The sequence below is a fragment of the Butyrivibrio sp. ob235 genome (assembly GCF_900109475.1).
GTDB lineage: Bacteria > Bacillota > Clostridia > Lachnospirales > Lachnospiraceae > Butyrivibrio.
In genome coordinates, this window is sequence record NZ_FOBE01000001.1 from 318256 (window position 1) to 342330 (window position 24075).

Annotated in this window: 20 protein-coding genes; 2 read left to right on the plus strand and 18 right to left on the minus strand. The window is 40.3% G+C overall.

Annotated features, from left to right (window positions below):
- Positions 1 to 103 precede the first annotated feature (103 nt).
- From upp to BMW61_RS01375, 3 genes are all read right to left on the minus strand, one after another.
- Complete coding sequence (gene upp, locus BMW61_RS01365) at positions 104 to 733, minus strand: uracil phosphoribosyltransferase (protein WP_091819472.1); 630 nt, start codon at positions 731 to 733, stop codon at positions 104 to 106.
- 117 nt (positions 734 to 850) lie between these two features.
- The gene (gene nspC, locus BMW61_RS01370) at positions 851 to 2041 is read right to left on the minus strand and encodes a carboxynorspermidine decarboxylase (RefSeq protein ID WP_091819473.1); all 1191 of its coding nucleotides are present in this window, start codon (positions 2039 to 2041) and stop codon (positions 851 to 853) included.
- A 19-nt stretch (positions 2042 to 2060) separates the two neighbouring features.
- On the minus strand, positions 2061 to 2792 hold the full coding sequence (locus BMW61_RS01375; RefSeq protein ID WP_022760023.1) for a tRNA threonylcarbamoyladenosine dehydratase: 732 nt from the start codon (positions 2790 to 2792) through the stop codon (positions 2061 to 2063).
- 162 nt (positions 2793 to 2954) lie between these two features.
- Between BMW61_RS01375 and BMW61_RS01380 the strand changes: the two genes are divergently transcribed.
- Positions 2955 to 3320, plus strand: coding sequence for a response regulator (locus BMW61_RS01380; protein WP_022760024.1), 366 nt, complete (start codon positions 2955 to 2957; stop codon positions 3318 to 3320).
- A 95-nt stretch (positions 3321 to 3415) separates the two neighbouring features.
- Here BMW61_RS01380 and BMW61_RS01385 read toward each other — a convergent pair whose 3' ends face one another.
- From BMW61_RS01385 to BMW61_RS01450, 14 genes are all read right to left on the minus strand, one after another.
- Positions 3416 to 4678 (minus strand): saccharopine dehydrogenase family protein, encoded by a 1263-nt coding sequence (locus BMW61_RS01385; RefSeq protein WP_026497478.1) that lies wholly within the window; start codon positions 4676 to 4678, stop codon positions 3416 to 3418.
- Between the two features lie 20 nt (positions 4679 to 4698).
- Positions 4699 to 5562: a polyamine aminopropyltransferase gene (gene speE / locus BMW61_RS01390; RefSeq protein ID WP_091819634.1), complete on the minus strand. Its 864-nt coding sequence runs from the start codon at positions 5560 to 5562 to the stop codon at positions 4699 to 4701.
- Between the two features lie 41 nt (positions 5563 to 5603).
- Positions 5604 to 7052, minus strand: a complete 1449-nt coding sequence (locus tag BMW61_RS01395) for an aminotransferase class I/II-fold pyridoxal phosphate-dependent enzyme (RefSeq protein ID WP_022760027.1) — start codon at positions 7050 to 7052, stop codon at positions 5604 to 5606.
- A 160-nt stretch (positions 7053 to 7212) separates the two neighbouring features.
- Positions 7213 to 8448: a DUF1015 domain-containing protein gene (locus BMW61_RS01400; RefSeq protein WP_091819474.1), complete on the minus strand. Its 1236-nt coding sequence runs from the start codon at positions 8446 to 8448 to the stop codon at positions 7213 to 7215.
- Positions 8449 to 8475: 27 nt separating this feature from the next.
- Positions 8476 to 9645 carry a phosphoglycerate dehydrogenase gene (locus tag BMW61_RS01405; RefSeq protein WP_022760029.1) on the minus strand — a complete coding sequence of 390 codons (1170 nt, stop codon included), beginning with the start codon at positions 9643 to 9645 and terminating at the stop codon, positions 8476 to 8478.
- A 26-nt stretch (positions 9646 to 9671) separates the two neighbouring features.
- Complete coding sequence (serC, locus tag BMW61_RS01410; protein ID WP_091819475.1) at positions 9672 to 10754, minus strand: 3-phosphoserine/phosphohydroxythreonine transaminase; 1083 nt, start codon at positions 10752 to 10754, stop codon at positions 9672 to 9674.
- A gap of 339 nt (positions 10755 to 11093) precedes the next feature.
- Positions 11094 to 12590 carry a L,D-transpeptidase gene (locus BMW61_RS01415; RefSeq protein WP_091819476.1) on the minus strand — a complete coding sequence of 499 codons (1497 nt, stop codon included), beginning with the start codon at positions 12588 to 12590 and terminating at the stop codon, positions 11094 to 11096.
- A gap of 18 nt (positions 12591 to 12608) precedes the next feature.
- Positions 12609 to 14294, minus strand: a complete 1686-nt coding sequence (gene ilvB, locus BMW61_RS01420) for a biosynthetic-type acetolactate synthase large subunit (RefSeq protein WP_026497473.1) — start codon at positions 14292 to 14294, stop codon at positions 12609 to 12611.
- 16 nt (positions 14295 to 14310) lie between these two features.
- Positions 14311 to 15975, minus strand: a complete 1665-nt coding sequence (ilvD, locus tag BMW61_RS01425; RefSeq protein ID WP_022760034.1) for a dihydroxy-acid dehydratase — start codon at positions 15973 to 15975, stop codon at positions 14311 to 14313.
- Between the two features lie 9 nt (positions 15976 to 15984).
- Positions 15985 to 17625 carry a glycosyltransferase family 39 protein gene (locus BMW61_RS01430; protein WP_091819477.1) on the minus strand — a complete coding sequence of 547 codons (1641 nt, stop codon included), beginning with the start codon at positions 17623 to 17625 and terminating at the stop codon, positions 15985 to 15987.
- Positions 17606 to 18706: a 3-isopropylmalate dehydrogenase gene (gene leuB / locus BMW61_RS01435; protein ID WP_091819478.1), complete on the minus strand. Its 1101-nt coding sequence runs from the start codon at positions 18704 to 18706 to the stop codon at positions 17606 to 17608. The genes BMW61_RS01430 and leuB overlap by 20 nt, the downstream gene beginning before the upstream one ends.
- A gap of 94 nt (positions 18707 to 18800) precedes the next feature.
- Positions 18801 to 19166: a preprotein translocase subunit YajC gene (gene yajC, locus BMW61_RS01440; protein WP_026497470.1), complete on the minus strand. Its 366-nt coding sequence runs from the start codon at positions 19164 to 19166 to the stop codon at positions 18801 to 18803.
- A gap of 85 nt (positions 19167 to 19251) precedes the next feature.
- Positions 19252 to 20433, minus strand: a complete 1182-nt coding sequence (tgt, locus tag BMW61_RS01445; RefSeq protein ID WP_091819479.1) for a tRNA guanosine(34) transglycosylase Tgt — start codon at positions 20431 to 20433, stop codon at positions 19252 to 19254.
- 84 nt (positions 20434 to 20517) lie between these two features.
- Entirely contained in the window at positions 20518 to 21495 is a 978-nt protein-coding gene (locus BMW61_RS01450; protein ID WP_175475064.1) for a M15 family metallopeptidase, read from the minus strand.
- Positions 21496 to 21802: 307 nt separating this feature from the next.
- Here BMW61_RS01450 and aroC point away from each other — a divergent pair, with 307 nt between their 5' ends.
- Positions 21803 to 22903 carry a chorismate synthase gene (aroC, locus tag BMW61_RS01455; protein ID WP_091819481.1) on the plus strand — a complete coding sequence of 367 codons (1101 nt, stop codon included), beginning with the start codon at positions 21803 to 21805 and terminating at the stop codon, positions 22901 to 22903.
- A 54-nt stretch (positions 22904 to 22957) separates the two neighbouring features.
- Here the strand turns inward: aroC and BMW61_RS01460 are convergent, their stop codons facing one another.
- The gene (locus tag BMW61_RS01460; protein ID WP_026497467.1) at positions 22958 to 24052 is read right to left on the minus strand and encodes a lactonase family protein; all 1095 of its coding nucleotides are present in this window, start codon (positions 24050 to 24052) and stop codon (positions 22958 to 22960) included.
- Positions 24053 to 24075 lie beyond the last annotated feature (23 nt).

Sequence of the window (24075 nt, forward strand, 5' to 3'; positions counted from 1 at the left end):
TTCGTAAATAGAACGGTTAAAAATGCTTTTATTAGAAAATTATATAAAAAAATAGACCGTGTGCAAAGTATATATTCTTTGACACACGATCATATTTAATGAATTATTTTGTACCGAAAATTCTGTCTCCGGCATCGCCAAGGCCGGGTACAATATATTTGTTATCATTAAGCTGGTCATCAATATGTGCACAGATGATCGGAACGTCCGGATGCTTTGATGTAACCTTCTCAAGTCCTTCGGGAGCAGCGATCAGACATATAAATCTCATCTTCTTAACACCTTTTTCCTTGAAAAGCTCAATGGCATCACATGCGGAGCCACCTGTTGCAAGCATGGGATCAAGAATAATAACTTCTCTGTCTCCGATATCCTCCGGAGCTTTAAAGAAATAGTTTACAGGCTCAAAGGTTGTCTCATCTCTATACATACCGACATGAGCAATTTTCGCATTAGGGATAACCTTAAGGACACCGTCAAGCATTCCCATTCCGGCTCTCATAATAGGGGCAAATGCATAATTATCTTCGTTTAGTCTGCCCATTTTTATAGTCTTTATAGGTGTTTCAACTACAGTCTCCTCAAGCGGAACGTCGCGCATAGCCTCATAAATAAGGTAAGCTCCTATCTCACTTACAAGCTCTCTGAAAAGCTTTGTTCCTGTATGCTTATCTCTTAAAATTGAAAGTTTATGCTCGATGAGCGGATGTTCCAACGCTGTAACATTTTTCATATCATTCTACCTCCGAAAAATTAACTGTAAGAATAATAACACAATATCATTTATAATAATACCCCAAGACTTAGGAATCTTGAGGTATTACTTCTTACAATTTACAAACTGTACATTTTACAGGCGCATCTTAAAATCGTCATATCCAAAATGTTTTACAACCTCGGTGCTTCCATCCTCATGGAGTATGGCTATATCTGGCAGTGGCATACCGTTGAAGGTATTGTTCTTAACCATACTGTAAATAGCCATATCTTCAAAAGTAAGACGGTCACCGATTTTCATTTCATGATCAAAGCTGTAATCCCCGATAACATCACCGGCGAGGCAGGTTCGTGACGAAAGCCGATACCCGAAAGATTTATCCCCGATTTCTCCACTATCTCTAAGCGGTGGTCTATAGGGCATCTCAAGGACATCAGGCATATGACAAGCAGCGGATGTATCAAGGATTAGCACCGGAAGTTTTTCTGTTTCTACAATGTCCATAACTGTGGTAACAAGGTATCCTGCATTCAATGCAATGGCTTCACCCGGTTCCAGATATACATCAATTTTGTAAGTATCCTTTATGTATTTGAGGAGTTTTACCAGTCCCTCTCTGTTATAGTCATCTCTGGTGATATGATGACCGCCTCCAAGATTGAGCCATTTTATTTGACTTAGATACTTTCCGAATTTGCTTTCAAACTCCTCAAAGGTATCTTTAAGAGGCTCAAAGCCCTGCTCACATAATGTATGAAAATGCAGGCCTTCCACACCGGTTGGCAGTTCTGACGGCAAATCACATAGTCTGATTCCAAGTCTTGAGCCCGGAGCACAGGGATCATATATCTCATGATCTTCCTGAGTAGAAAACTCAGGGTTGATGCGTAGTCCCGCAGATAAGCCTCTGTCATTACATGCTTTCTCCCAGGTTTTTCTGTGATGCTCAAGCTGATTTAAGGAATTAAATACAATATGATCAGCGAAGCTGCAGATCTCTTCCATCTCATCATCATGAAAAGCCGGTTCAAAGACGTGAATCTCAGGAAAATCGCCGTCTTTTTTAGTATATCCATCAGCTATTTTTTGTTTCTGCGCTTTGGTATAAAACTCCTCATTTGCGAGCTTTGCTTCGAAAAGTCCCGAAGATGTTGTCCCTGAGAGATATTCCGCTATAAGAGGATATGTAGAATATGCAGAAAAAGCTTTTTGAGCAAGCAATATTTTTGCTCCGGACTTATCCTGTACATCCCTTAGAATTTTGCAATTTTCTTTGAGTTTCTTCTCATCTATCACATAGACAGGAGTCTTTAAATTATTCATTTATCTTAATCCTTTAAAATTATTTTGAGATAATATCCTTCACAACCTCGCTCGCAATAACAAGTCCGCAGGCAGCAGGTGTAAACGCAGTGCTACCAGGTGTACTTCTTCTTGAAGAGCCCGAAGCCTTAAGATCTTCCATATCAGTTTCTCTAACCTCTGGTTTTAGCGGTTCTTCCTCGGAATATACCACCTTGAGGTTCTTTACGTTTCTCTTTTTGAGTTCTTTTCTCATCACCTTGCAAAGAGGACAAACCTTTGTTTTGTAAATATCTGCTACTTTAAACGCAGAAGGATCAAGCTTATTTCCTGCTCCCATGGCACTGATAACAGGAACTCCGACCTCTTTTGCGCGTAAAATAATGTCAATTTTCGCAGTAACAGTATCAACCGCGTCAACAACATAATCATAAGAGCTAAAATCGAAATCCCCTGCATTTTCGGGAAGATAAAAGCATTTATGAACATTCACCTTCACATCGGGATTTATATCAAGCATCCTGTCCTTCATAACATCTACCTTATACTTGTCTACAGTGCTATGAAGTGCAATAATCTGGCGGTTCAGATTGCTTGCAGCAACGGTATCACTGTCTATTAAGTCAAATTCTCCGATTCCGCTCCTTACAAGAGCCTCGCAGACATAGCCTCCTACACCTCCGACACCAAATATCGCTACACGAGAGCCCTTCAGTTTTTCAACGTTGTTCTCACCTATGAGAAGCTCTGTTCTTGAAAATTGTTCATCCATAAGTATGCATTCTTTCCTGATTAATTGATTTTATTTTTTATTTATAGAATTGTAAGTCTTTTTTATTGGATATTGCTGAAAATAATTGTCATAATAATTATGGGTAAGATATTTTAAAAAATCAAATCCAAATTAGCAAAGCATTTTTATGCGGGGGTTAATATGCGTAAAAGAATCCTAATAGCAGATGACACAACTTTCATGAGAGAAATGTTGAAATCAGCACTGGACAAAGAACAATATGAAATTGTCGGTGAAGCGACAACCGGACAGCAGGCCGTAGACCAGTTTAAGCAAAAAAAGCCCGATCTTTTAATTCTGGACATTAATATGCCTGTAATGAATGGAATAGATGCCCTTACCGAGGTAATGGAATTTGACCCCAAGGCCAATGTAATCATGTGCTCAGACCAAAAGCAGGAGCCAATGATTGTCCTTGCCCTGAAAAAGGGAGCAAAAGATTTTGTCGTTAAGCCCTTCATGGCCAGCGATGTTGTTCGCGCATTAAACAAAGTTTTTAAAGAATAATTTGTTAAACACCATAATTATAGACAATCTTGAGGGGACGACTTCAATTCTGAAGCCGCCCCCTCTTTCTTTATTTTTATATTCTTTTTTATTTATCAGTCGATAAGTGTGGGATTTTCCTCAACCACCCAAGGAAGACCATACTCGTTAAGCATCTCCATGTACGGATCGGGATCAAACTCGTCTGTAGTAAATACTCCTGGTTTCTTCCACTGTCCGGTAACTACGAGAGCTGTTCCGATCATTGCAGGTACACCGGTTGTATAACTTATTGCCTGACTTCCGAGTTCCTTGTAGCACTCCTGATGATCACACACATTATAAATATAAATTGTGCGTTCCTTTCCATCCTTGATACCTCTGAAGATACAGCCGATATTTGTTTTTCCGACTGTTCTGGGGCCAAGACTTGCAGGATCGGGAAGCAGTGCTTTCAAAAATTGAATAGGAACAATTTCTCTGCCCTCGAACATAACAGGACTTGTAGAAAGCATTCCAACATCCTCAAGACATCTCATATGGTCGAGATAGCTCTGTCCAAAGGTCATGAAGAATCTGATTCTCTTTACCTCAGGAAAATTTCTTCCGAGTGCTTCAATCTCCTCGTGGTGAAGAAGATACATATCTTTCTTACCTACCTGGGCGAAATCATATTCTCTTTTTATCTCCATGGGCTTTGTCTCAACCCAATGGCCATCCTCCCAATAGCTTCCGTTTGCGGAAACCTCTCGAAGATTTATCTCCGGATTAAAATTTGTAGCAAATGCATAACCGTGGTCACCGCCATTGCAATCCATGATATCAATGTAATGGATTTCATCAAAATAATGCTTTTTAGCATAAGCTGTGAAGACCGAAGTTACACCGGGATCAAAGCCTGTTCCAAGCAGAGCTGTAAGACCGGCTTCCTTAAATCTGTCGAAATAAGCCCACTGCCAACTGTAGTCGAAATAAGCTGTAAAGCCCTTCTCCTTGCAGCGTTTTTCATAGATTTTTCTCCACTCAGGATCATCGGTATCTTCCGGCTCATAGTTAGCCGTATCGATATAATCTACTTTACATTCAAGGCAGGCATCCATTATCGTGAGATCCTGATAAGGAAGGGCAACATTAAGCACAGCGTCGGGCTTGTAGTTGTTTATGACCCTCTTAATATCCTCTACATCGTCTGCATTAACAGTTTCTGTTGTGATTTTTACGGGTGTTCCTGCCTTCTCGAGTTTTTCCTTCAGAGCATCACATTTGCTTACTGTTCTTGATGCTATACACATTTCAGTAAATACCTTGCTGTTCTGGGCGCACTTCTGAATTGCTACCTGAGCTACGCCACCGCAACCAATAACCAATAATCTACTCATATTTTCCTCCTTATGGCAGTTTACCTTGACATTGCCTCTTCTTCCTGCAAAAGATCCTCTACATACTTTGGAAGCATGAAGGCTCCCTTATGAAGATGCGTTGTGTAGTACCATGTTTTTATATTTCTTTCATCCCATCTGTCAGGATTAAAATCCTTAAGCGGATGATATTTCTTGCTGGCAAATCCAAAAAGCCAGTAGCCAGCAGGGCATGTGGGAATGTGCGCCTGATAGACCCTGTTTATAGGGAAAACTCTGTAGGCTTTTCTGTGCATAGCTCTACAGCTCTCCTCATCCTCATCATAGAAAGGACTTCCATGCTGATAAACCATTATTCCGTCATCATGAAGAGCCTTGTAGCAGCTACCGTAAAACTCTTTTGTAAAAAGTCCGGCCTCATGTCCCAAAGGTTCCGTAACATCATTTATTATTAGGTCATACATATCCTCACATTTTCGAAGATATTTAAGGCCGTCCTGATAATAGATATGAACTCTGTCATCATCAAGTCCGCAGGCATTATCGGGAAAATACTGCTTGCATACTTCAACAAACATGTTATCAGGCTCAACTACATCAATAACCTTTATTTCATTATAGTGGCTCAGCTCTCTGGCAACACCGCCATCGCCTCCGCCAAGTACAAGAACTCTCTGAACCTTAGGATGAACAGCCATAGGAACATGTACGATCATCTCGTCATAAGTGAATTCATCCTTTTCGGAAAAAATAATATTACCGTCGGAAGTAAGAAATTTTCCGAATTCCGGTGAATCAAACACATCAATTCTCTGAAACTCGCTCGATCCCGAAAATAATTGTTTTGCAAGACGAATGCTTATTTTTACATTCTTCGTATGCATGTCACTAAACCAATAATCCATTTGCGGCATCTTTTTTCTCCTGTCAAATATAATCAGATATCTTATTTTAAAACCTGAAGCTCAGAAATATCCTCACTCTCAGGTCCCTGCATGGAGCATCCCTTTTCCTTCGCAGTCTGAATATAATCAAGTATCTCTTCTGTCACTACCTCTCCGGGTGAAATGATCGGAATTCCAGGAGGATAACACATAACAGATTCTGCTGAAATCCGCCCAACCGTCTCTTTTATCGGAAGCGATTCCTTTTCAGCATAGAATGCTTCCTGCGGCGTAGCCTTCACAATAGGAGTAACATACTCTGCCGAGAAAAAGCTCTGTTCCGGCTTAGCGTATAGTCTTCTGATATCCGCCAGAGCTCCCGCCAGTCTCTCAATATCCTGCAGTCTGTCTCCAATAGAAATGTACGCCATAACGTTTGATAAATCACCAAATTCCATCTGGATATCATACTCATCGCGAAGAAGATCGTATACTTCAATTCCGGTAAGACCCACACCTCTTGTATTTACAACAAGTTTAGTCTCATCGAAGTCATAAATGCTACCACCGTTTATAAGCTCATGTCCGTAGGCATAATATCCCGGAATCTCGTTTATCTCTTCCCTCGCATACTTAGCCATTCCTGTTACTTTTTCGAAACTGTCCCGGCCATGAAGCGCCAGATTCCTTCTTGAAATATCAAGGCTTGCAATCAAAAGATAGCTTGCACTGGTAGTCTGTGTCAGATTAACAATTCTGCTTATATATCCTATATTAGCATTTTTTCCGCAGAGAAGTATCGAACTTTGCGTAAGACTTCCTCCGGATTTATGCATACTTATTGCTGCCATATCCGCGCCTGCCTTCATGCCGCACAGAGGGAGATTTGGTCCAAAATACAGATGTGTTCCGTGAGCCTCATCCACAAGGGCCTTCATCCCGTTTGCATGCGCAAGGTCAACTATTGCCTGCAAATTAGAACAAATACCATAATACGAAGGATTATTTATTAAAATCGCTTTCGCATCAGGATTATCCCTTACTGCAGCCTCAACATCTGCAAGTTCCATGCCGAGCGGAATTCCAAGCTTGGTATCAACCTTGGGATCAATATATACAGGAACTGCGCCACACAAAATAAGTGCATTTATGGCACTCTTATGCACATTTCTTGGCATAATGATCTTCTCACCATGCTTAACTGAAGACAAAACCATAGCCTGAACAGCACTTGTGGTTCCATTTACCATCAAAAATGCATGTTCGGCTCCAAATGCATCCGCAGTAAGTTCCTCCGCATCCTTTATTACGGAAACAGGATGGCACAAATTATCGAGAGGCTTCATGGAATTAACGTCAATGCCCACGCATTGCTCACCAAGAAAACGCACGAGTTCTGCGTTTCCACGACCTCTCTTATGTCCGGGCACGTCAAAGGGTACCACTCTCTGCTTTCTAAATCTCTCAAGTGCCTCATAAACAGGCGCTTTTCTCTGACGATCCAGATCCAACTTTTCATCCTCCAAATCAACTATATCATGAGAAAAAAAGAGCGGTATGTCTTTTTGACATACAGCCCTCTTTTAAATTGCATTATTCAGGCAAAATCATCTTAACATTAATGAAATCAAAGTCAAGGAATTACCTATATAATTAAGCAACTTTTAAGTTTTATATCGCATGTATAAACAAACCGCTAAGCAGCTTTGGTTCAAACCAGGTTGATTTAGGCGGCATAAGGCGTCCTGCATCTGCTACAGCAAACAACTCATGAATATCTGTAGGATACATGGAAAAAGCAAGAACGCAGTCGTTTTTGCATCTCTTCTCAAGCTCGGATAGTCCTCTGATTCCACCAACAAAATCAATTCTTGGATCATTCTTAGGATCACTGATATCAAGAAGAGGCGTCAGTACCTGATTTTGAAGCACACTGACATCCAGCCCGTCAACAGCATCAGAGCTCTTTATTTCATCATGAGCATAAAGTCTGTACCACTTTCCTCCAAGAAGCATGCCAACTTCATATTTCCTTGAAGGTTTAACAGCTTCAGCCTCTTCCTTTACATCAAATTTTTCCGATATTTTTGAAAGGAATTCATTTTCGCTCATGCCGTTTAAATCTTTTATTACCCTGTTGTAATCCATGATCATGAGCTCGCTGTCAGGAAAAAGAACGGATAAAAAGAAGTCATATTCTTTATTGCCTGTGGGATTCGGGTCTGCTTCTCTTCTTTTTTTAGCGACTTTAACCGCAGAAGCACATCTGTGGTGGCCATCAGCTATATATATGCTGTCCATTCCCTCAAATGCAGATTTTATTGTGTCAATTTCATTTTCCTTATCCACAATGAAAACTCTGCTCTTTATTCCATCTACTGTAACAAAATCATATACAGGCTTATCTTCAGTTTTTACTCTGTTAATAACACCTCTGATTGCTTCGTTTTCCCTGTAGCACAAAAAGATTGGTCCGGTCTGAGCATCACAGGTATCCACATGGTGAATTCTGTCGGCTTCCTTTTTTGCAAGAGTATTCTCATGCTTTTTAATTATATTATTGTCGTAGTCTCTTACTGAGCTGCAGGCAACAATCCCAGTCTGAACCCTTCCGTTCATAGTCTGCTCGTAGAGGTAATAGCATGGTTTACTCTCGTGAACAAAAGTGCCGTCCTCGATTTTCCCCCACAGCATATCATGAGCCTTCCTGTATACTTCCTCAGAATACATATCGTAATCTTCGGGAAACTGAGTCTCAGGTCTGTCTATCGCAAGAAATGACATGGGCTCCCTGACAACCTCTGCTCTTGCTTCTTCTCTGTTGTACACATCATAGGGAAGAGCCGCAACCCTGTCAGCTATATCTTCTCTTGGTCTGTAAGCCGCAAATGCTCTAATATCTGCCATTTAAATAAAGGTCCTTTCGATTATGTTTCAAACATCTTTTCTGACAACACGAACTCTGATAACGCCCTCGATATTCTTGAGTTTATCAGTAATTTCATCAGAAATAGTGCTCTCTACATCGATGATGGTATAAGCGTAATCACCACGGGATTTATTGGTCATATTTGAAATATTGAATCCATCATTACCAAGAACCTGTGTAAATTTACCGATCATACCTGCAACATTCTTATGAATGATTGCAAATCTGGGACTTGTGCAGATACCCTGCTCACAACGAGGCATATTTACTGAATTTACAATGTTACCGTTCTCAAGATAATCTTTCATCTGAAGAACAGCTTTCACTGCGCAGTTATCCTCTGATTCCTCTGTTGAAGCGCCAAGGTGAGGAATAACAATACAGCCATCATGACCTGCGGTAACAGTATTCGGGAAGTCAGTAACATACTTTCTGATTTTTCCTGAATTGATTCCGGAAAGAACATCTGTCTCGTTGCAAAGAATATCTCTTGCGAGGTTGATAAGGATAACACCCTTCTTCATCTTAGCTATAGCTTCGGCGTTAACCATGCCTTTTGTATTTTCAAGTGCAGGAACATGAATTGTTATAATATCGCACTTTGAATAAATATCATCGACGTTAGTAACATGCTTAACATCAGAGGAAAGGCTCCATGCAGCATCAACAGAAAGATACGGATCATAACCGTAGACATCCATACCTAAATTTCTGGCAGCATTTGCCACTCTTACACCAATAGCTCCGAGGCCTATAATTCCGAGCTTCTTACCGGCAATCTCAGTACCTGCAAACTTTTTCTTTGTCTTCTCTGTAAGTTTTGCAATTTCAGGGTCACCCGCATTTGCACTTACCCACTGAACTCCACCGATGATATCACGGGAAGCGATGAGCATAGCTGCAATTACCATTTCCTTTACACCGTTAGCATTTGCTCCGGGTGTATTGAATACAACAATGCCTTCCTCAGCGCAGCGATCTACGGGAATATTGTTGACTCCGGCACCTGCTCTTGCGATAGCAAGGAGATTCTCGGAAAACTCCATCTCGTTCATATTGGCACTTCTTACAAGCACGCCATCTGCATCATCGATATTATCTACTACTTCATACTGATCTGTGAAATTGTTTAATCCAACCTTTGCAATAGGATTAAGGCACTTATATTTAAACATTTTATTCTCCTTTATCTATGATCCGATCAACCATTATTTTTCTCAAATGCTTCCATGAAGTCTACTAGCTTCTGTACGCCTTCCTTTGGCATAGCATTGTAGATACTTGCGCGCATTCCGCCTACGCTTCTGTGTCCCTTAAGACTTACAAGGCCGTTAGCTGTAGCCTCTGCGATGAATTTTGCATTGAGCTCATCAGAATCTGTAACGAAAGGAACATTCATAAGTGATCTGTCTTCAGGTCTTACAGTACCCTTGAACATCTTGCTGTTATCAAGGAAATCATAGAGAATTGCAGCCTTCTCCTCATTTCTCTTCTTCATCTCTACAAGGCCGCCCTGAGACTTAAGCCACTTGAATACCAGTCCGCACATATAAATTGCCCAGCAGTTGGGAGTATTGTAAAGAGAGCCGTTGTCTGCCTGTGTCTTCCACTTAAGCATCGTAGGAACGAAATCAGGAACATCATCTCTGATGAGGTCTTCTCTGATAATACTAATTACAAGACCTGCAGGACCTACATTCTTCTGAACACCGCCATAGATAACACCGTAATCATTTACATTTACAGGCTCAGAAAGGAAGCATGAAGATACATCCGAAACAAGGATATGTCCCTTAGTATTGGGAAGCTTCTTAAACTTTGTGCCGTAAATTGTGTTATTTTCACAGATATATACATAATCTGCATCTTCTGGAATATCCAGATCAGAGCAATCCGGAATATATGAGAAAGTCTTGTCTGCACTTGATGCAACATCTACAGCATCGCCGTACTTTTTAGCCTCAGCAAGGGCCTTCTTAGCCCACTGACCGGTAACAATATATGCCGCCTTTTTGTTCTGCATAAGGTTCATCGGAACAGCTGCAAACTGCTGGCTAGCACCTCCCTGGAGGAATAAAACCTTATAGTTGTCCGGAATATTCATAAGATCTCTGATATCCTGTTCAGCTGTCTGAATAACCTGATCAAACGTTTTTGATCTGTGGCTCATCTCATTGATAGACATACCGCAGCCGTTATAATCAAGCATTTCTGCCGCTGCCTGCTTCAAAACCTCTTCCGGAAGTACTGCCGGACCTGCACTAAAATTGTAAACTCGTGACACTGTTTCTTTCCTCCTGTTTTTTCCAAAAATACAAAAATTTTTTTCACACTTTTACACTTTACTTTTTCAAAGTGTTAATATCATTCTATATAGAAAAATTTTTTTGTCAACTATATATTCAATAATTAATGTTATTTAATGATTCTAAAATAAAAAATGATGTCACACGGACATCATTTTTATCTCTTAAAAACAAACTTTCAAAATAGATTGCGGATCGTTGACAGTAATACCAAACAAAAATCGGTATGAATAAGTAAAAAGCTTGTTAATGATCTTATTTGAAAGCGGAATATCTTCGCTGCTTCTTTGCGAATTATTATAAGCTTTAATTCTTTATCAATAATATAAAAGGACCGGCACACCAACATCTACGAGCTCATAAAGCCTTTCCATGAGATCCAGAGGAGAATTGATACATCCGTGTGAGCCTGAATGTTTATATATCTCACCGCCGAATTCGCTTCTCCAGGTAGCATCATGAATTCCAATTCCTTTATTAACTCCAAGCCAATAATTCACGTAGGACGCATAATCCACTCCACGAAGAATTGTATGATATCTTTTATTATATATATGAAAAAGCCCTACCGGGGTACCACGCCCCAGCGCAGTATTACCGGTAACTATATCATATTGAATGGTTAGTTTTCCGTTCTTATAATATCTTAATATCTGATTGCCCATATCAACAAGAATATATTCATCCCCGAGCTCTTTTGCATCTATTGTAAAGGATTTGTTCGGAAATGTTATTTCGGTTTCAGCAGGCCCCGTGCCCTCAACAGAGTTTACAAAATCCTCGAATTCCTGCTTTTCATCATAAAGTTTTCCGTTCTTGTTACCACTTACATAAATCGTACTTTTCTGGCCTTTTTGGTATCTTTCTATACAATTGTTGGTATCATATTTCCTTAGCCCCTCGCAAACAAAATCATAGATTTTAGAGCAGCTAAGAAGAAGATTCCCTTCCTTATCGGTTATGAATTCCTCTTCTACCTTGTAGTCCTCATCCGGGAATTCAATCATCTTATCGCCGGCAAGGAAGAATCCTTTTCCGGGATTTTCCTCATCAAAATCTTCTTCCCGGGCCTCCTCAAGTTCATCAATTTTAACAATCCAGTCCGCTAAATCGGATGAATCTGCCTTCATCAAATTTTCACCGATTTTGATTGAAGCTTTAATATTCTGAACGCTCTCGATCTTATCATAAAGTGCCTTTAATTCTTTATCATTTTCGGTTATTGTTCTTACATCGTACAACTCTTTATTACTACTAAGATCCAATTCATAGACTTTATTGTAAAATCCCTCTTTTACACTTTCGTAGAACTTATCGAAATTAGGTGTCTTCTGATCACACACTTCAAGATAGAAACCTTCATCATTTCTTTTTAATTCGTAAGAATCAGATCTTTCCACATCAAAAATAGCCCAGGTAGACAATAAGTCCCTAAGTTTATTCTCATCAAACGTCGGATTTCCCGGTATTTTTTTGCTTCTGGAAGTTAACAGATTGATTCCCCACGCAAAAGGATTCTGGTCATCCAGCATTTTTTTGAGTTCATCGTAATAATCAACCTTGAAATCAATTGCATTTGCATCAATAAAGAATTTCTCACCCTCAGCGGAAGATAAAATCATTCCGCTGTAGTATGAGTTATTTATAAGATCGTTATTGGCTTCTTCCGCTGTTTTTCCGGTACAATAAATATTATTTACCCAAGTTCCATATGCATAGGTGTCATTATAGTAGAACCCAAGCATCAGATAGACCGCTATCAGCGATAGCACGGAAAAAGCCAATAATGTATATAAGATTCCCCGCTTCTTCATACCTTACCCTGAACAGAATTATGCTCTGTCCTTATCCTCTAAGTCTTTCTCATCAAAAGCTTCACTGATAGAACCGCCAGGTGAAACCATAGGAAATACCTTCTCATCAGGGTCAACCGCTATATCGATGAGAACAGGCCCCTTTGCTGCAAGAGCTTTTTTAAGAGCAGCTTCAACTTCATCCTTCTTCTTTACTCTTATAGCCATGCACCCAAGACCTTCTGCAACCTTACAGTAATCAACCTTATCTGTAAGAACAGTATTTGAATAATGCTGATTGTAATACAGATTCTGCCATTGTCTTACCATACCGAGAACCTGATTGTTTATAACAATTTCTATTACATGAATATCATATCTGCTTGCTGTCGCAAGTTCGTTCATATTCATTCGAAAACATCCGTCACCGGCTATATTAACAACAGTCTTGTCAGGCATTCCAACCTTAGCACCTATAGCCGCTCCCAGTCCGTAGCCCATAGTTCCAAGGCCGCCTGAGGTAAGGAAGGTTCTCGGATGCTTAAACTTGTAAAATTGGGCAGTCCACATCTGGTGCTGACCTACATCGGTTGAAACGATTGCTTCACCATCAGTAAGTTTATCAATAGTTTCTATAACATAAGGACATGTAAGCCCCTTCTTATCATAGCGAAGAGGAAACTGCTTTTCGTACTCTTTTATATGCGATATCCATTCAGCATGATTTTGCTGAGTAAGCTTATCATTAATTTTACTGAGTACCTCTTTTAAATCACCAACGATGGAGAAGTCTGTCCTGATGTTCTTGTTTATTTCTGCAGCATCAATATCAATCTGAAGTATCTTAGCCTTTTTGGCGAAGGTCTTTGCATTACCGATTACTCTGTCAGAGAATCTTGCTCCCAGTGTAATAAGAAGATCACATTCACTCACACCAAAATTTGAGGTTTTGGTACCATGCATACCTATCATACCCGTATAAAGGCTGTTATGTCCGCTAAAAGCACCTTTGCCCATAAGGGTATCACATACCGGTGCCTGAATCCTTTCAGCCAGAGTAAGAAGCTCTTTATCAGCTCCGGAGATAACCGCACCGCCGCCCACATATATAAAAGGCTTCTTGGCATGCTCAATCATCTTTACAGCCGTTTTAATATCATCTTCGGTATATTTAAGAGGTTTCTCTTTATGAACAGGTTTTTGAGGCTTATAATCGCATTTATTTGCAGTTACATCCTTTGTAATGTCCACAATAACAGGGCCGGGTCTGCCGCTTCTTGCGATATCAAAAGCCTTTCTTATGGTTTCTGCAAGCTTTTTAACATCTTTTACAATATATCCGTGCTTTGTTATGGGCATTGTAATCCCGGCAATATCAACCTCCTGGAAAGTATCCTTTCCAAGCAGCGGAAGATTTACATTACAGGTAATAGCAACCATTGGAACAGAATCCATGTAAGCGGTAGCAATACCGGTAACAAGATTTGTTGAACCGGGGCCACTGGTTGCAAGACAAACACCGACTTTTCCCGTTGCCCTTGCATAACCGTCGGCAGCATGTGATGCTCCCTGCTCATGAGAAGTCAGAATATGTTTTATCTTATCCTGCTGTTTGTAAAGCTCATCATATACATTAAGAATTGTTCCGCCCGGATAGCCGAAAACAGTATCTACTCCCTGTTCCTTAAGGCATTCCAGGACAATTTGTGCTCCTGTAAGCTGCATTCTACTTATGCTCCTTTTACTTTATTTCTAAGATAGCGCCTCTGTTACCACTGGTAACCATCTTTTCATAGCGTGAAAGATATCCTGTTGTTACCTTGGGCTGTCTCGGCTTCCACTGTGCCTTTCTCTTTGCAAGTTCCTCATCGGATACTTTAACATCGAGCTTATTATTATTAATATCTATGGAAATAATATCGCCTTCCTGAACAAGCGCTATAGGTCCTCCGACAGCTGCCTCCGGTGAAACATGTCCAATGGAAGCGCCTCTGCTAGCTCCTGAGAATCTTCCGTCTGTTATAAGAGCAACTGAAGAGCCAAGTCCCATACCTGCAATTGCGGATGTAGGATTAAGCATCTCTCTCATACCGGGGCCACCCTTAGGTCCTTCATATCTGATAACAACTACATCTCCTGCTACAATCTTGCCACCAAGAATAGCAGCAATTGCATCTTCTTCGCAGTCAAATACTCTTGCAGGGCCTTCATGAGCCATCATCTCCGGAACAACTGCTGATCTCTTTACGATACCGGTATCAGGCGCAAGATTTCCTTTAAGAACTGCTATTCCACCATTGGGCATATAGGGATTCTCGATAGGTCTGATAACCTCCGGATCGAGATTTCTGACATTGGCAATATTTTCTCCTACAGTCTTTCCTGTGCAGGTAATAAGATCGGTATGAAGAAGGTTCTTCTTGTTAAGCTCAGCCATAACAGCATAAATACCGCCTGCCTCATTAAGATCCTCCATATATGTAGGACCTGCAGGTGCAAGATGACAAAGATTGGGAGTGCGATCCGAAATCTCGTTTGCCATCTCCATATCAATATCAATTCCTGCTTCATGCGCAATTGCGGGAATATGAAGCATGGTGTTTGTAGAGCATCCAAGAGCCATATCCATAGCAAGCGCATTTTCAAAGGCTTCCTTGGTCATAATATCTCTTGGACGGATATTGTTTTTAACAAGTTCCATTATCTGGTAGCCTGCCTTCTTAGCAAGTCTGATACGTGCCGAGTATACAGCAGGAATTGTTCCATTACCGCGAAGACCCATTCCGATTGCTTCGGTAAGACAGTTCATGGAGTTTGCGGTGTACATACCTGAACAAGATCCGCAGGTAGGGCAAACCTTTTCTTCAAATTCAGAAAGCTCGTCTTCTGTCATATTACCGGCAGAATAGGTTCCGACTGCCTCGAACATGGAACTTAAGGATCTCTTTTTTCCTCCGACCCTTCCTGCCATCATCGGTCCGCCGGAACAGAAAATAGTAGGTATATTTACTCTTGCAGCAGCCATAAGAAGTCCGGGAACGTTCTTGTCACAGTTGGGTATCATTACCATACCATCAAAAGCGTGTGCCATTGCAAGGCACTCGGTGCTGTCCGCAACAAGATCTCTTGTAACAAGTGAGTATTTCATTCCGATATGTCCCATTGCAATACCGTCACATACTGCTATTGCAGGTACAATAACAGGCATTCCGCCGGCTTCCGCAACGCCAAGCTTTACAGCCTGAGCAATTCGATCAAGTTCCATATGTCCGGGAATAATATCACTCTGAGAACTGACAATACCGATAAGAGGCTTTTTCCTCTCCTCAGCAGTAAAACCAAGTGCATTAAACAGACTTCTGTGAGGTGCCTGTTGAAGTCCTTCCATTACGCGATCACTGTTCATAATAACCTCCTATCTTTTGTAAAGAACAAAGTCTTCATTTTCATAAAAAATAAAATAATTGGCATTTATATAGTCCCAGGGTAAGGATTCATAATTCGCATAAAACTTCCAGCTATCCTCCCCAGTATACCCTTCTGTCATCATATCTCTGTCAACAAGAATATAATCACAGTCTGTAACATCTGAATTTTCACATTCAATATTCCAACCAAACTTAAGCAAGTATTGTTGGTCACAATCAAGTACACATATATTCTTTTTTTGAGACGGATGCGCTATATACAAAGCATTATAACAATTCGTCTCACGAATACCATACTGGCTGTGATATTCCGGTTTCAGCATAAGAACCGCGCAGAAAACTATCATAGCTTTAACGGGCACCCATTTAATCATAGCTCTAAGAGACCCGGCATTCTCGTTTTTTCTTAAAAAATATCTAATCATCGTACTCTGATGTTCAAGTACAAATGCATATGCAATTGCAGTAAGAACACCCACATAGGAAAACACCCTGTAATAAGGGAGTTTAGCTTGAATGATCAGCATAATGGGATAGCCCATTATATTAAAAATCATCAAAAGATTAAATATGGTTCTACTGTTTTCAAAATGTCTGACACACTCGGCAATCAGTATTATCAATGCACATATTGAAATCAAAAGAGTCACTATGCCGAATCCCGGAAACATAAGTCCGCTTAAGGATTTAGTCCAGCTGGCAAAACTGGTGAAGTATCCGGTTCTGCTCACACTCTGAATATAAGGCTGAGAAAGCATATAATTAAGGCCTTCCCGCACCGCGGCAAAAGGATGTGACAATATAAGCTTAGTATGAGACATCCCAAAGAATTGCCCCGCTTCATCCTTTACCAGAAGATTTGAACCGACAGCAAGCCATATTATCAGGTACAGGCAAAAGACTATTACAGCTGAAATAAAACCTGTGATAATACAGTTTTTCAGCCTTTTAAAATATCTTGTTTTCCATATAGAATCACGATAATCATAAGTCCTGTATCCATTTACCAGAAGAAATATTCCGGCAGCAAGGCAGGATGGTATCACCCAGTAAATACTACTCGGTAATGTATATAAACCAAGTATTAATGCAAAACCAAAGACAATGTAATCGGGAAGCTTAAATTCCTCCGATCTGCATATAATCGTAAGTTGTCGCAGAGTAATCAAAAAGCATGTACAGGCCAGAGTATACCCTCTCCCCTGTATTGACAGGTCATTAACCAGCATGCAGGAAAAGAAAAGAAGCATTGCGCCATACGCATAGCAATCTTCCAAAAACCTTCTGCTCAGTCTGTATACAAGATACGGATTAAAAACAGCGCAAAGAAATGATATTCCCCTCAGCCCTATATATGAGTTGCCAAATGTATTGAGCAGTGATGACAGAACAGAATATCCAACATGATTGTTGGGAAGTGGCCAGTGGATAGCGGAATATACCGGCCCTCTGCTTATAAAATAGTAATATGTATAGAGCTCATCATACCAGGGGGTTAGATAAGTGGCCCTCCAAATATAGTAAAAAGCCATTGCTATTATAGAGAGAACCACAACCATATCTATCGGTTCCTGGGGCAGATAATCGTATAAAGTTTTATCTTCAGGTTCAGTTGATTCTCGAAGCAATTATATCTCCCATCTTCCTGCATCCGCACTTTTTATCTTCACTTATATTTTCGCCGGCGCGAATAAGATCAGAAGTACGATAGCCCTCTTCAAGAGCTTTTTTTACAGCATTTTCGATGCTGTCCGCTTCTTTCTCAAGTTTAAATGTATATCTAAGCATCATGGCAGCTGAAAGAATGGTTGCAATAGGATTTGCAATATCCATTCCGGAAATATCAGGTGCACTTCCATGACTTGGCTCATATAATCCAAAGCTAGTCTCATTAAGTGAAGCACTGGGTAGCATTCCTATGGATCCGGTAACCATGCTGGCTTCATCAGAAAGAATATCTCCAAACATATTCTCTGTAAGTACAACATCAAATTGAGAAGGATCCTTAACCAGCTGCATAGCACAGTTGTCTACAAGCATATGTGAGAGTTCCACTTCCGGATAATCCTTCGCAACCTCCTCGACAACCTTTCTCCAAAGCCTCGAGGAATCAAGAACATTAGCCTTATCAACACTGATTACCTTTTTAGAGCGCAGCATCGCAACATCAAAGGCTTTAATAGCTATTCTTCTAATCTCGCTCTCAGTGTAAACAAGAGTATCGGTTGCGACCATCTCCCCGCCAACTTCCTTTGTGTATCTGTCACCAAAATATAGACCACCCGTAAGTTCGCGCATTATTAAAAGATCAAAGCCTTTTTCAGAGGTCTCTGATTTAAGAGGGCATGCATCCTTTAACTCAGGATACAAAAAAGCAGGTCTTAAATTTGCAAAAAGATTCAAGGATTTACGAAGCCTAAGAAGTCCGGCTTCAGGTCTGAGAGATGGCTCAAGCTTATACCAGGGTGAAGTGGAAGTATTTCCACCGATTGAACCCATGAGAACAGCATCAGCCTGTTTACAAGTTTCGATAGTTTCATCTGTAAGTGGTGATCCGTATGCATCAATCGATGCTCCGCCCATCAGAACATCCGTGAAAACAAACTCATGTCCATAAGCTTCAGCGACTTTATTAAGCACTTTCTTGGCTTCTGCTACGATTTCCGGACCGATTCCGTCACCAGGAATACATGTTATCCCCATTTTCATAATCATTTCTCCCCATATTATAATGATAGCCGGCAAAAATTATTGTTCCGCCGGCTGCCACTTTATAATGCAGACTTAAAAACAAGTCTTCTTTTTACTTGGATTTTTCTTCTTTTGAATTATCCTTTACAGCATCCTCAGGCTTTTCAACCTCTACGATAGCATCTTTAACCATGGGAATGCGGCAATTCTTGTTGTTACCAAACTCAACGATAACTGTTGATGACTCATCATCAATATCGATAACAGTTCCGATAAATCCTCCTGTAGTACGAACACTGTCTCCTACAGCGAGCTGAGAAAGGAGCTGTGCTTTCTGCTTCTGTTCCTTTCTCTGAGGACGGATCATAATAAAATACAGAACCGCAAAAATAGCAACATAAACAAGTATGATCAACATACCGCCGGCTCCGCCTGCTGCACCGGTACTTTCGAGAGCCATAGTGTTAACAAAACTCATATCAACCTCCAAATATCCTTTTTACTAGCTTTGTAAGCATATGAATAATCTTACAATTAATAGCACTTTAAAACAAGTATACTTTTTAACCCTTTTTCCAACCTTTTGCTATATCATATCTTTCACCCGGTTCATCCTTATCAAATTCCTTCATGGCATCAAGGGTTTCTTCTTTAAACTTTTTATATCTTCCCTCATCAAGGGCACTTCTGATATCCTCCATAAGATGATTATAGAAATACAGATTATGAAGGACACACAATCTCATTCCCAGCATCTCGCCGGATTTAAGAAGATGTCTTATATAGCTTCTTGAATATCTTCTGCAAGCAGGACAATTACATCCCTCTTCGATCGGTCTGTCATCCAATTCATATTGTGCATTAAGAAGATTAATATGGCCTCTCTTTGTGTAAAGATGTCCATGCCTTCCGTTTCGACTGGGATAAACGCAGTCAAAGAAATCAATTCCTCTGTCAACTGCCTCCAGGATATTGGCCGGGGTACCGACTCCCATAAGATATGTAGGCTTATTCTTAGGCAAATGATCTGTTACAATATCAAGAACATGATACATCTCCTCATGCGTCTCACCTACCGCAAGTCCACCTACAGCATAACCATCAAGCTCCATCTCTGAGATTCTCTTAGCATGTTCAATTCTGAGGTCATCAAATATGGCACCCTGATTTATTCCGAACAAAAGCTGATCCTTATTTATTGTATCCGGAAGAGAATTAAGTCTTTTCATCTCATCCTGACAACGCTTAAGCCATCTGGTGGTTCTGTCCACGGAAAACTTTACATAGTCATGATCAGCACGTGCTGAGGGACACTCATCAAACGCCATCGCAATAGTAGAAGCTATATGGGACTGTATCCTCATACTCTCTTCCGGTCCCATAAAAAGTTTATGTCCGTCAATATGCGATCTGAAGTATACTCCCTCTTCCTTAATTCTTCTGTTCTCAGAAAGAGAAAAAACCTGAAATCCACCTGAATCGGTCAAGATAGGCTTATTGCAGCTCATAAATTTATGCAGTCCACCCATCTTATAGATAACATCATCACCCGGGCGCAGATGAAGATGATAGGTGTTGGACAAAACTACCTGTGTATCAATCTGCTCAAGATCTTCTGTGGATACTGCTCCTTTAATGGCAGCAACGGTCGCAACGTTCATAAAAACCGGCGTTTCGATTTTGCCGTGAACTGTTTCGAAGCTGGCTCTCTTAGCCATTCCTTCCTGTTTTAAAATCTTATACATTCATTATCCTTCCGCTTCATGAAATAACATCTTTTTTATATAAAAATGGAAGCTGTTGCATTATATTGCAACAGCCCCAAAAAATCAATCATACAAATACATATCCCAAAATTCTTCCAGACAAAGGTCCTGCTCATGCATTATCGTAGCAGCATCGACACCAACATATCTGAAATGCCATGGCTCGTATTCGATACCTGTAATGTTTTCCTTGCCTTTAAGATATCTTACGATAAAGCCATACTTATAACTGTTATCCGCAAGCCATTTACCTGCAGCAGTATCGCCAAATCCCTCATCCAGACTGTAGTAAGTCCCACAGACAATGTCAAATGCAAGCCCTATCTGGTGCTCAGAGGCTCCGGGCACGGTAACTGCCTGCGATGTTACATTATAAGCATCCTTGTATGAAAGCCCTGCCTCAAGGTAATTATTTATTTTACTGGAAAACAGCCCCTCCTGACGATCATTGTCTCTGAAAGGAGAACAAATTGCCAGGTTTATTCCTGCATTTGCAGCATCTTTAATCATCGCCATAAGGGGTGAAATAACCCTCTTATCACAATGCATTGATTCATTTATATCACCAAAGGGGAATTCGTAACCCTCCGGTATTGGATGCTGTTTATTTACAAGAATCAATTTCCAGTCTGTTTTGTCAAACGATACTTCCGAAGAATCCTCTGTCTCTTTAAAATCATCCTCAGAATCATCTAAATCATCTATCTGATTAGCAAGTACAAATCCCTGTGCAAGCTCCTGATCCTCGGAAAGTCCGTTATCCTCTTCCTCAATGATCTTATCCTTATCAACAGGCGTATTCGAAGCGAGCTCTGCTTCTGATTCTGAAGAAACAACCTCGAGTGAATCCAAAGTATAATACTCTTTCTGCTCCGCCTCTTTATCAAAATCCGAAATAAAGCTGACGTTCAGACTGATTGCATCCGGATAAGTAAAACTACTGCTGGCGATAAAGAAAAACAAAATGCTTGCAAGGCATGTATACCTTTTAACATTGTGGCAAAAATGAAGCCCAATGTTATAAAAAAGTAATACTACCATCGCGTAAAACATCCCAAAAAATTTTAATTTCTTGTGCTTTCGGTTAAACGAGCGGACCTGTTCCATTAACTTATCCCGGAACGTCGGTCCCATCTGTAAACTATTTGCACGCATTACATACCAACCTCATAAAAAAAATATTCATTTTCATTTTAGCACTTTTGCATAATATTTAAACAAAAAGTTAAGAATATTTTAAGGAATACCACATTTTCATCATAAAATCAAGGTTTTTTGTTTGTTTTGTTTCAAAATATGTGTAAAATAAAGAAAAATAATTTCAAAAAAGAGAAGAAGGACATAATTTATGAGCGGATCTACATTCGGTAAAAACATTTCAATGACAACCTGGGGGGAATCTCACGGAGCCGCACTGGGTGTCGTTTTAGACGGGTTTCCTGCCGGTCTTGAACTTTCCGAAAGCGATATACAGTCATTTCTTGACAGAAGGAAACCCGGATCTTCGAAAGTCACTACCCCAAGAAAAGAAAATGATTCAGTAAAAATCCTTTCAGGAATATTTGAAGGAAAAACCACCGGAACACCTATTTCTTTGATGGTCGAAAATACTTCACAGATATCTGCCGATTATTCTGAGATAGCCGGATACTACAGACCCGGTCATGCAGATTATGGTTTTGATAAAAAATACGGTTTCAGAGACTATAGAGGTGGCGGCAGAAGTTCAGGCCGTGAAACTATCGGCCGTGTTGCTGCAGGGGCAATATGTCATAAGCTCCTTTCGCAGTTGGGAATAGATGTATATGCTTATACCAGATCCATCGGTGATGTTGCTATCGATGATTCCAAATTCGACAGGGCTCAAATTTTAAGTTCCATTACAGCCATGCCTGATGCCGAAGCTGATAAAAAAGCAACCGACCTTATTGTTAATTGCCGGGAAAAAGGTGATTCCGTTGGCGGAGTAATCGAATGCAAAATAACAGGCATGCCGGCAGGTATCGGTGAGCCCGTCTTTGATAAGCTTGATGCCCTGCTTTCTAAGGCTGTTATGAGCATAGGTTCTGTAAAAGCCGTAGAGATCGGGGATGGTGTACTTGTATCCTCAGCTTTTGGTTCCGACAATAATGACGCATTTTGTATGAATGGCGACAAAGTCTCCAAAAAAACAAACCACTCCGGCGGAATACTTGGCGGAATGAGTGATGGAACCGATATTCTCCTCCGTGCCCATATAAAACCTACACCAAGCATTTCTTCAACGCAGCAAACAATAAATAAAAAAAATGAAGAGATTGAAATTAATATAAAGGGACGCCATGACCCTGTTATTGTACCCCGTGCGGTCGTAGTTGTTGAATGCATGTGCGCTTTCACTATACTTGATCTCCTTATGTCCAACATGCACTCAAGGATTTCCTACCTGACCGACTTTTATAGTCACTAAAAAATCAGCCGGTACACATAGTATGCCGGCTGATTTTTTAGTATAAATAATTTTTTAATTAGCCCTAACTTTGATTCTCTCCCCAAGTTTATGGAATACAATACAGTTGGGACGGTCAACTTTCATTTCAGGACCGTTCATAACAAGTGTATTCTTATCAAAATTTACATTGAAGAAAGTCATTGTACTTGATTCCTGATTAAGTGATACCAAATGCTTGTTATCAGGGAACAGACATGCATCCTTTGGATACTCTCCGGAAATAGGAAGTTCGATCTTCTTTGTTAATAGACCGGTTTCCTTATCAACCTTATAAACAATTACATTGTTTTCACCCGCAACAGAGCTTACAAGATAATTGTAATCATCGGAGAATTTCAGAGCACTGCTGGCAACACCGATTGTATCCTGTTCATCAGAATTCTGTACTGACTGGATCTCTTCAAATGAAGGAAGCCCCTTCTCCTCTGTATATTGATAAACATTGATGCTGCACTGCTGCTCAAATACGACATAAAGGAATTTACCATCCTGTGAAAACTGCATATGTCTGGGAGATGATTCCTGATCACAGTGAATTACATCGATATCAGAAATCTTACCGTTTTCAGTATCGAATCTGTAAACATTAACACGATCCATACCAAGATCAGCAGCAAGAAGATATTTATTATCCTTGGTCACTTTTATGCATTGCACATGTGGTGTATGGTTTCTACCTGCTATTGTGCCAAGCCCCTTATGGAATTTCTCATCGGTAATCTTCCCGATACTTCCATCTTCCTTAAGCTCCAGAATAGTAACCTTACCATCATGGTAGCCTGCGCATACAAGAAACTTATCATGCTGATCCATATTGATATAACAGCCACGCATACCATTAATTGATGCCTTGTTGAGAATTGTAAGGCTACCGTCATCCTCAATGTGATAAGCCTCAACACCGGCATCTGTAATCGAATATAGTGTCTCTCTGCTGTGTGACAGAACAATGTAAGAAGAATTGGTGATTTTTACCTTCTCCTTCTCTGTCAATCTTCCGTTCTTCATATCTACATCATAGATACGAATACCGTAGTTTTCCTTAGAACCTGAAGTATAACTCGCAACGTAAGCTACGTACGAATCTTTTTTTGTTTCCTTCGCCATAACCTGTCACCTCATAAAATTTT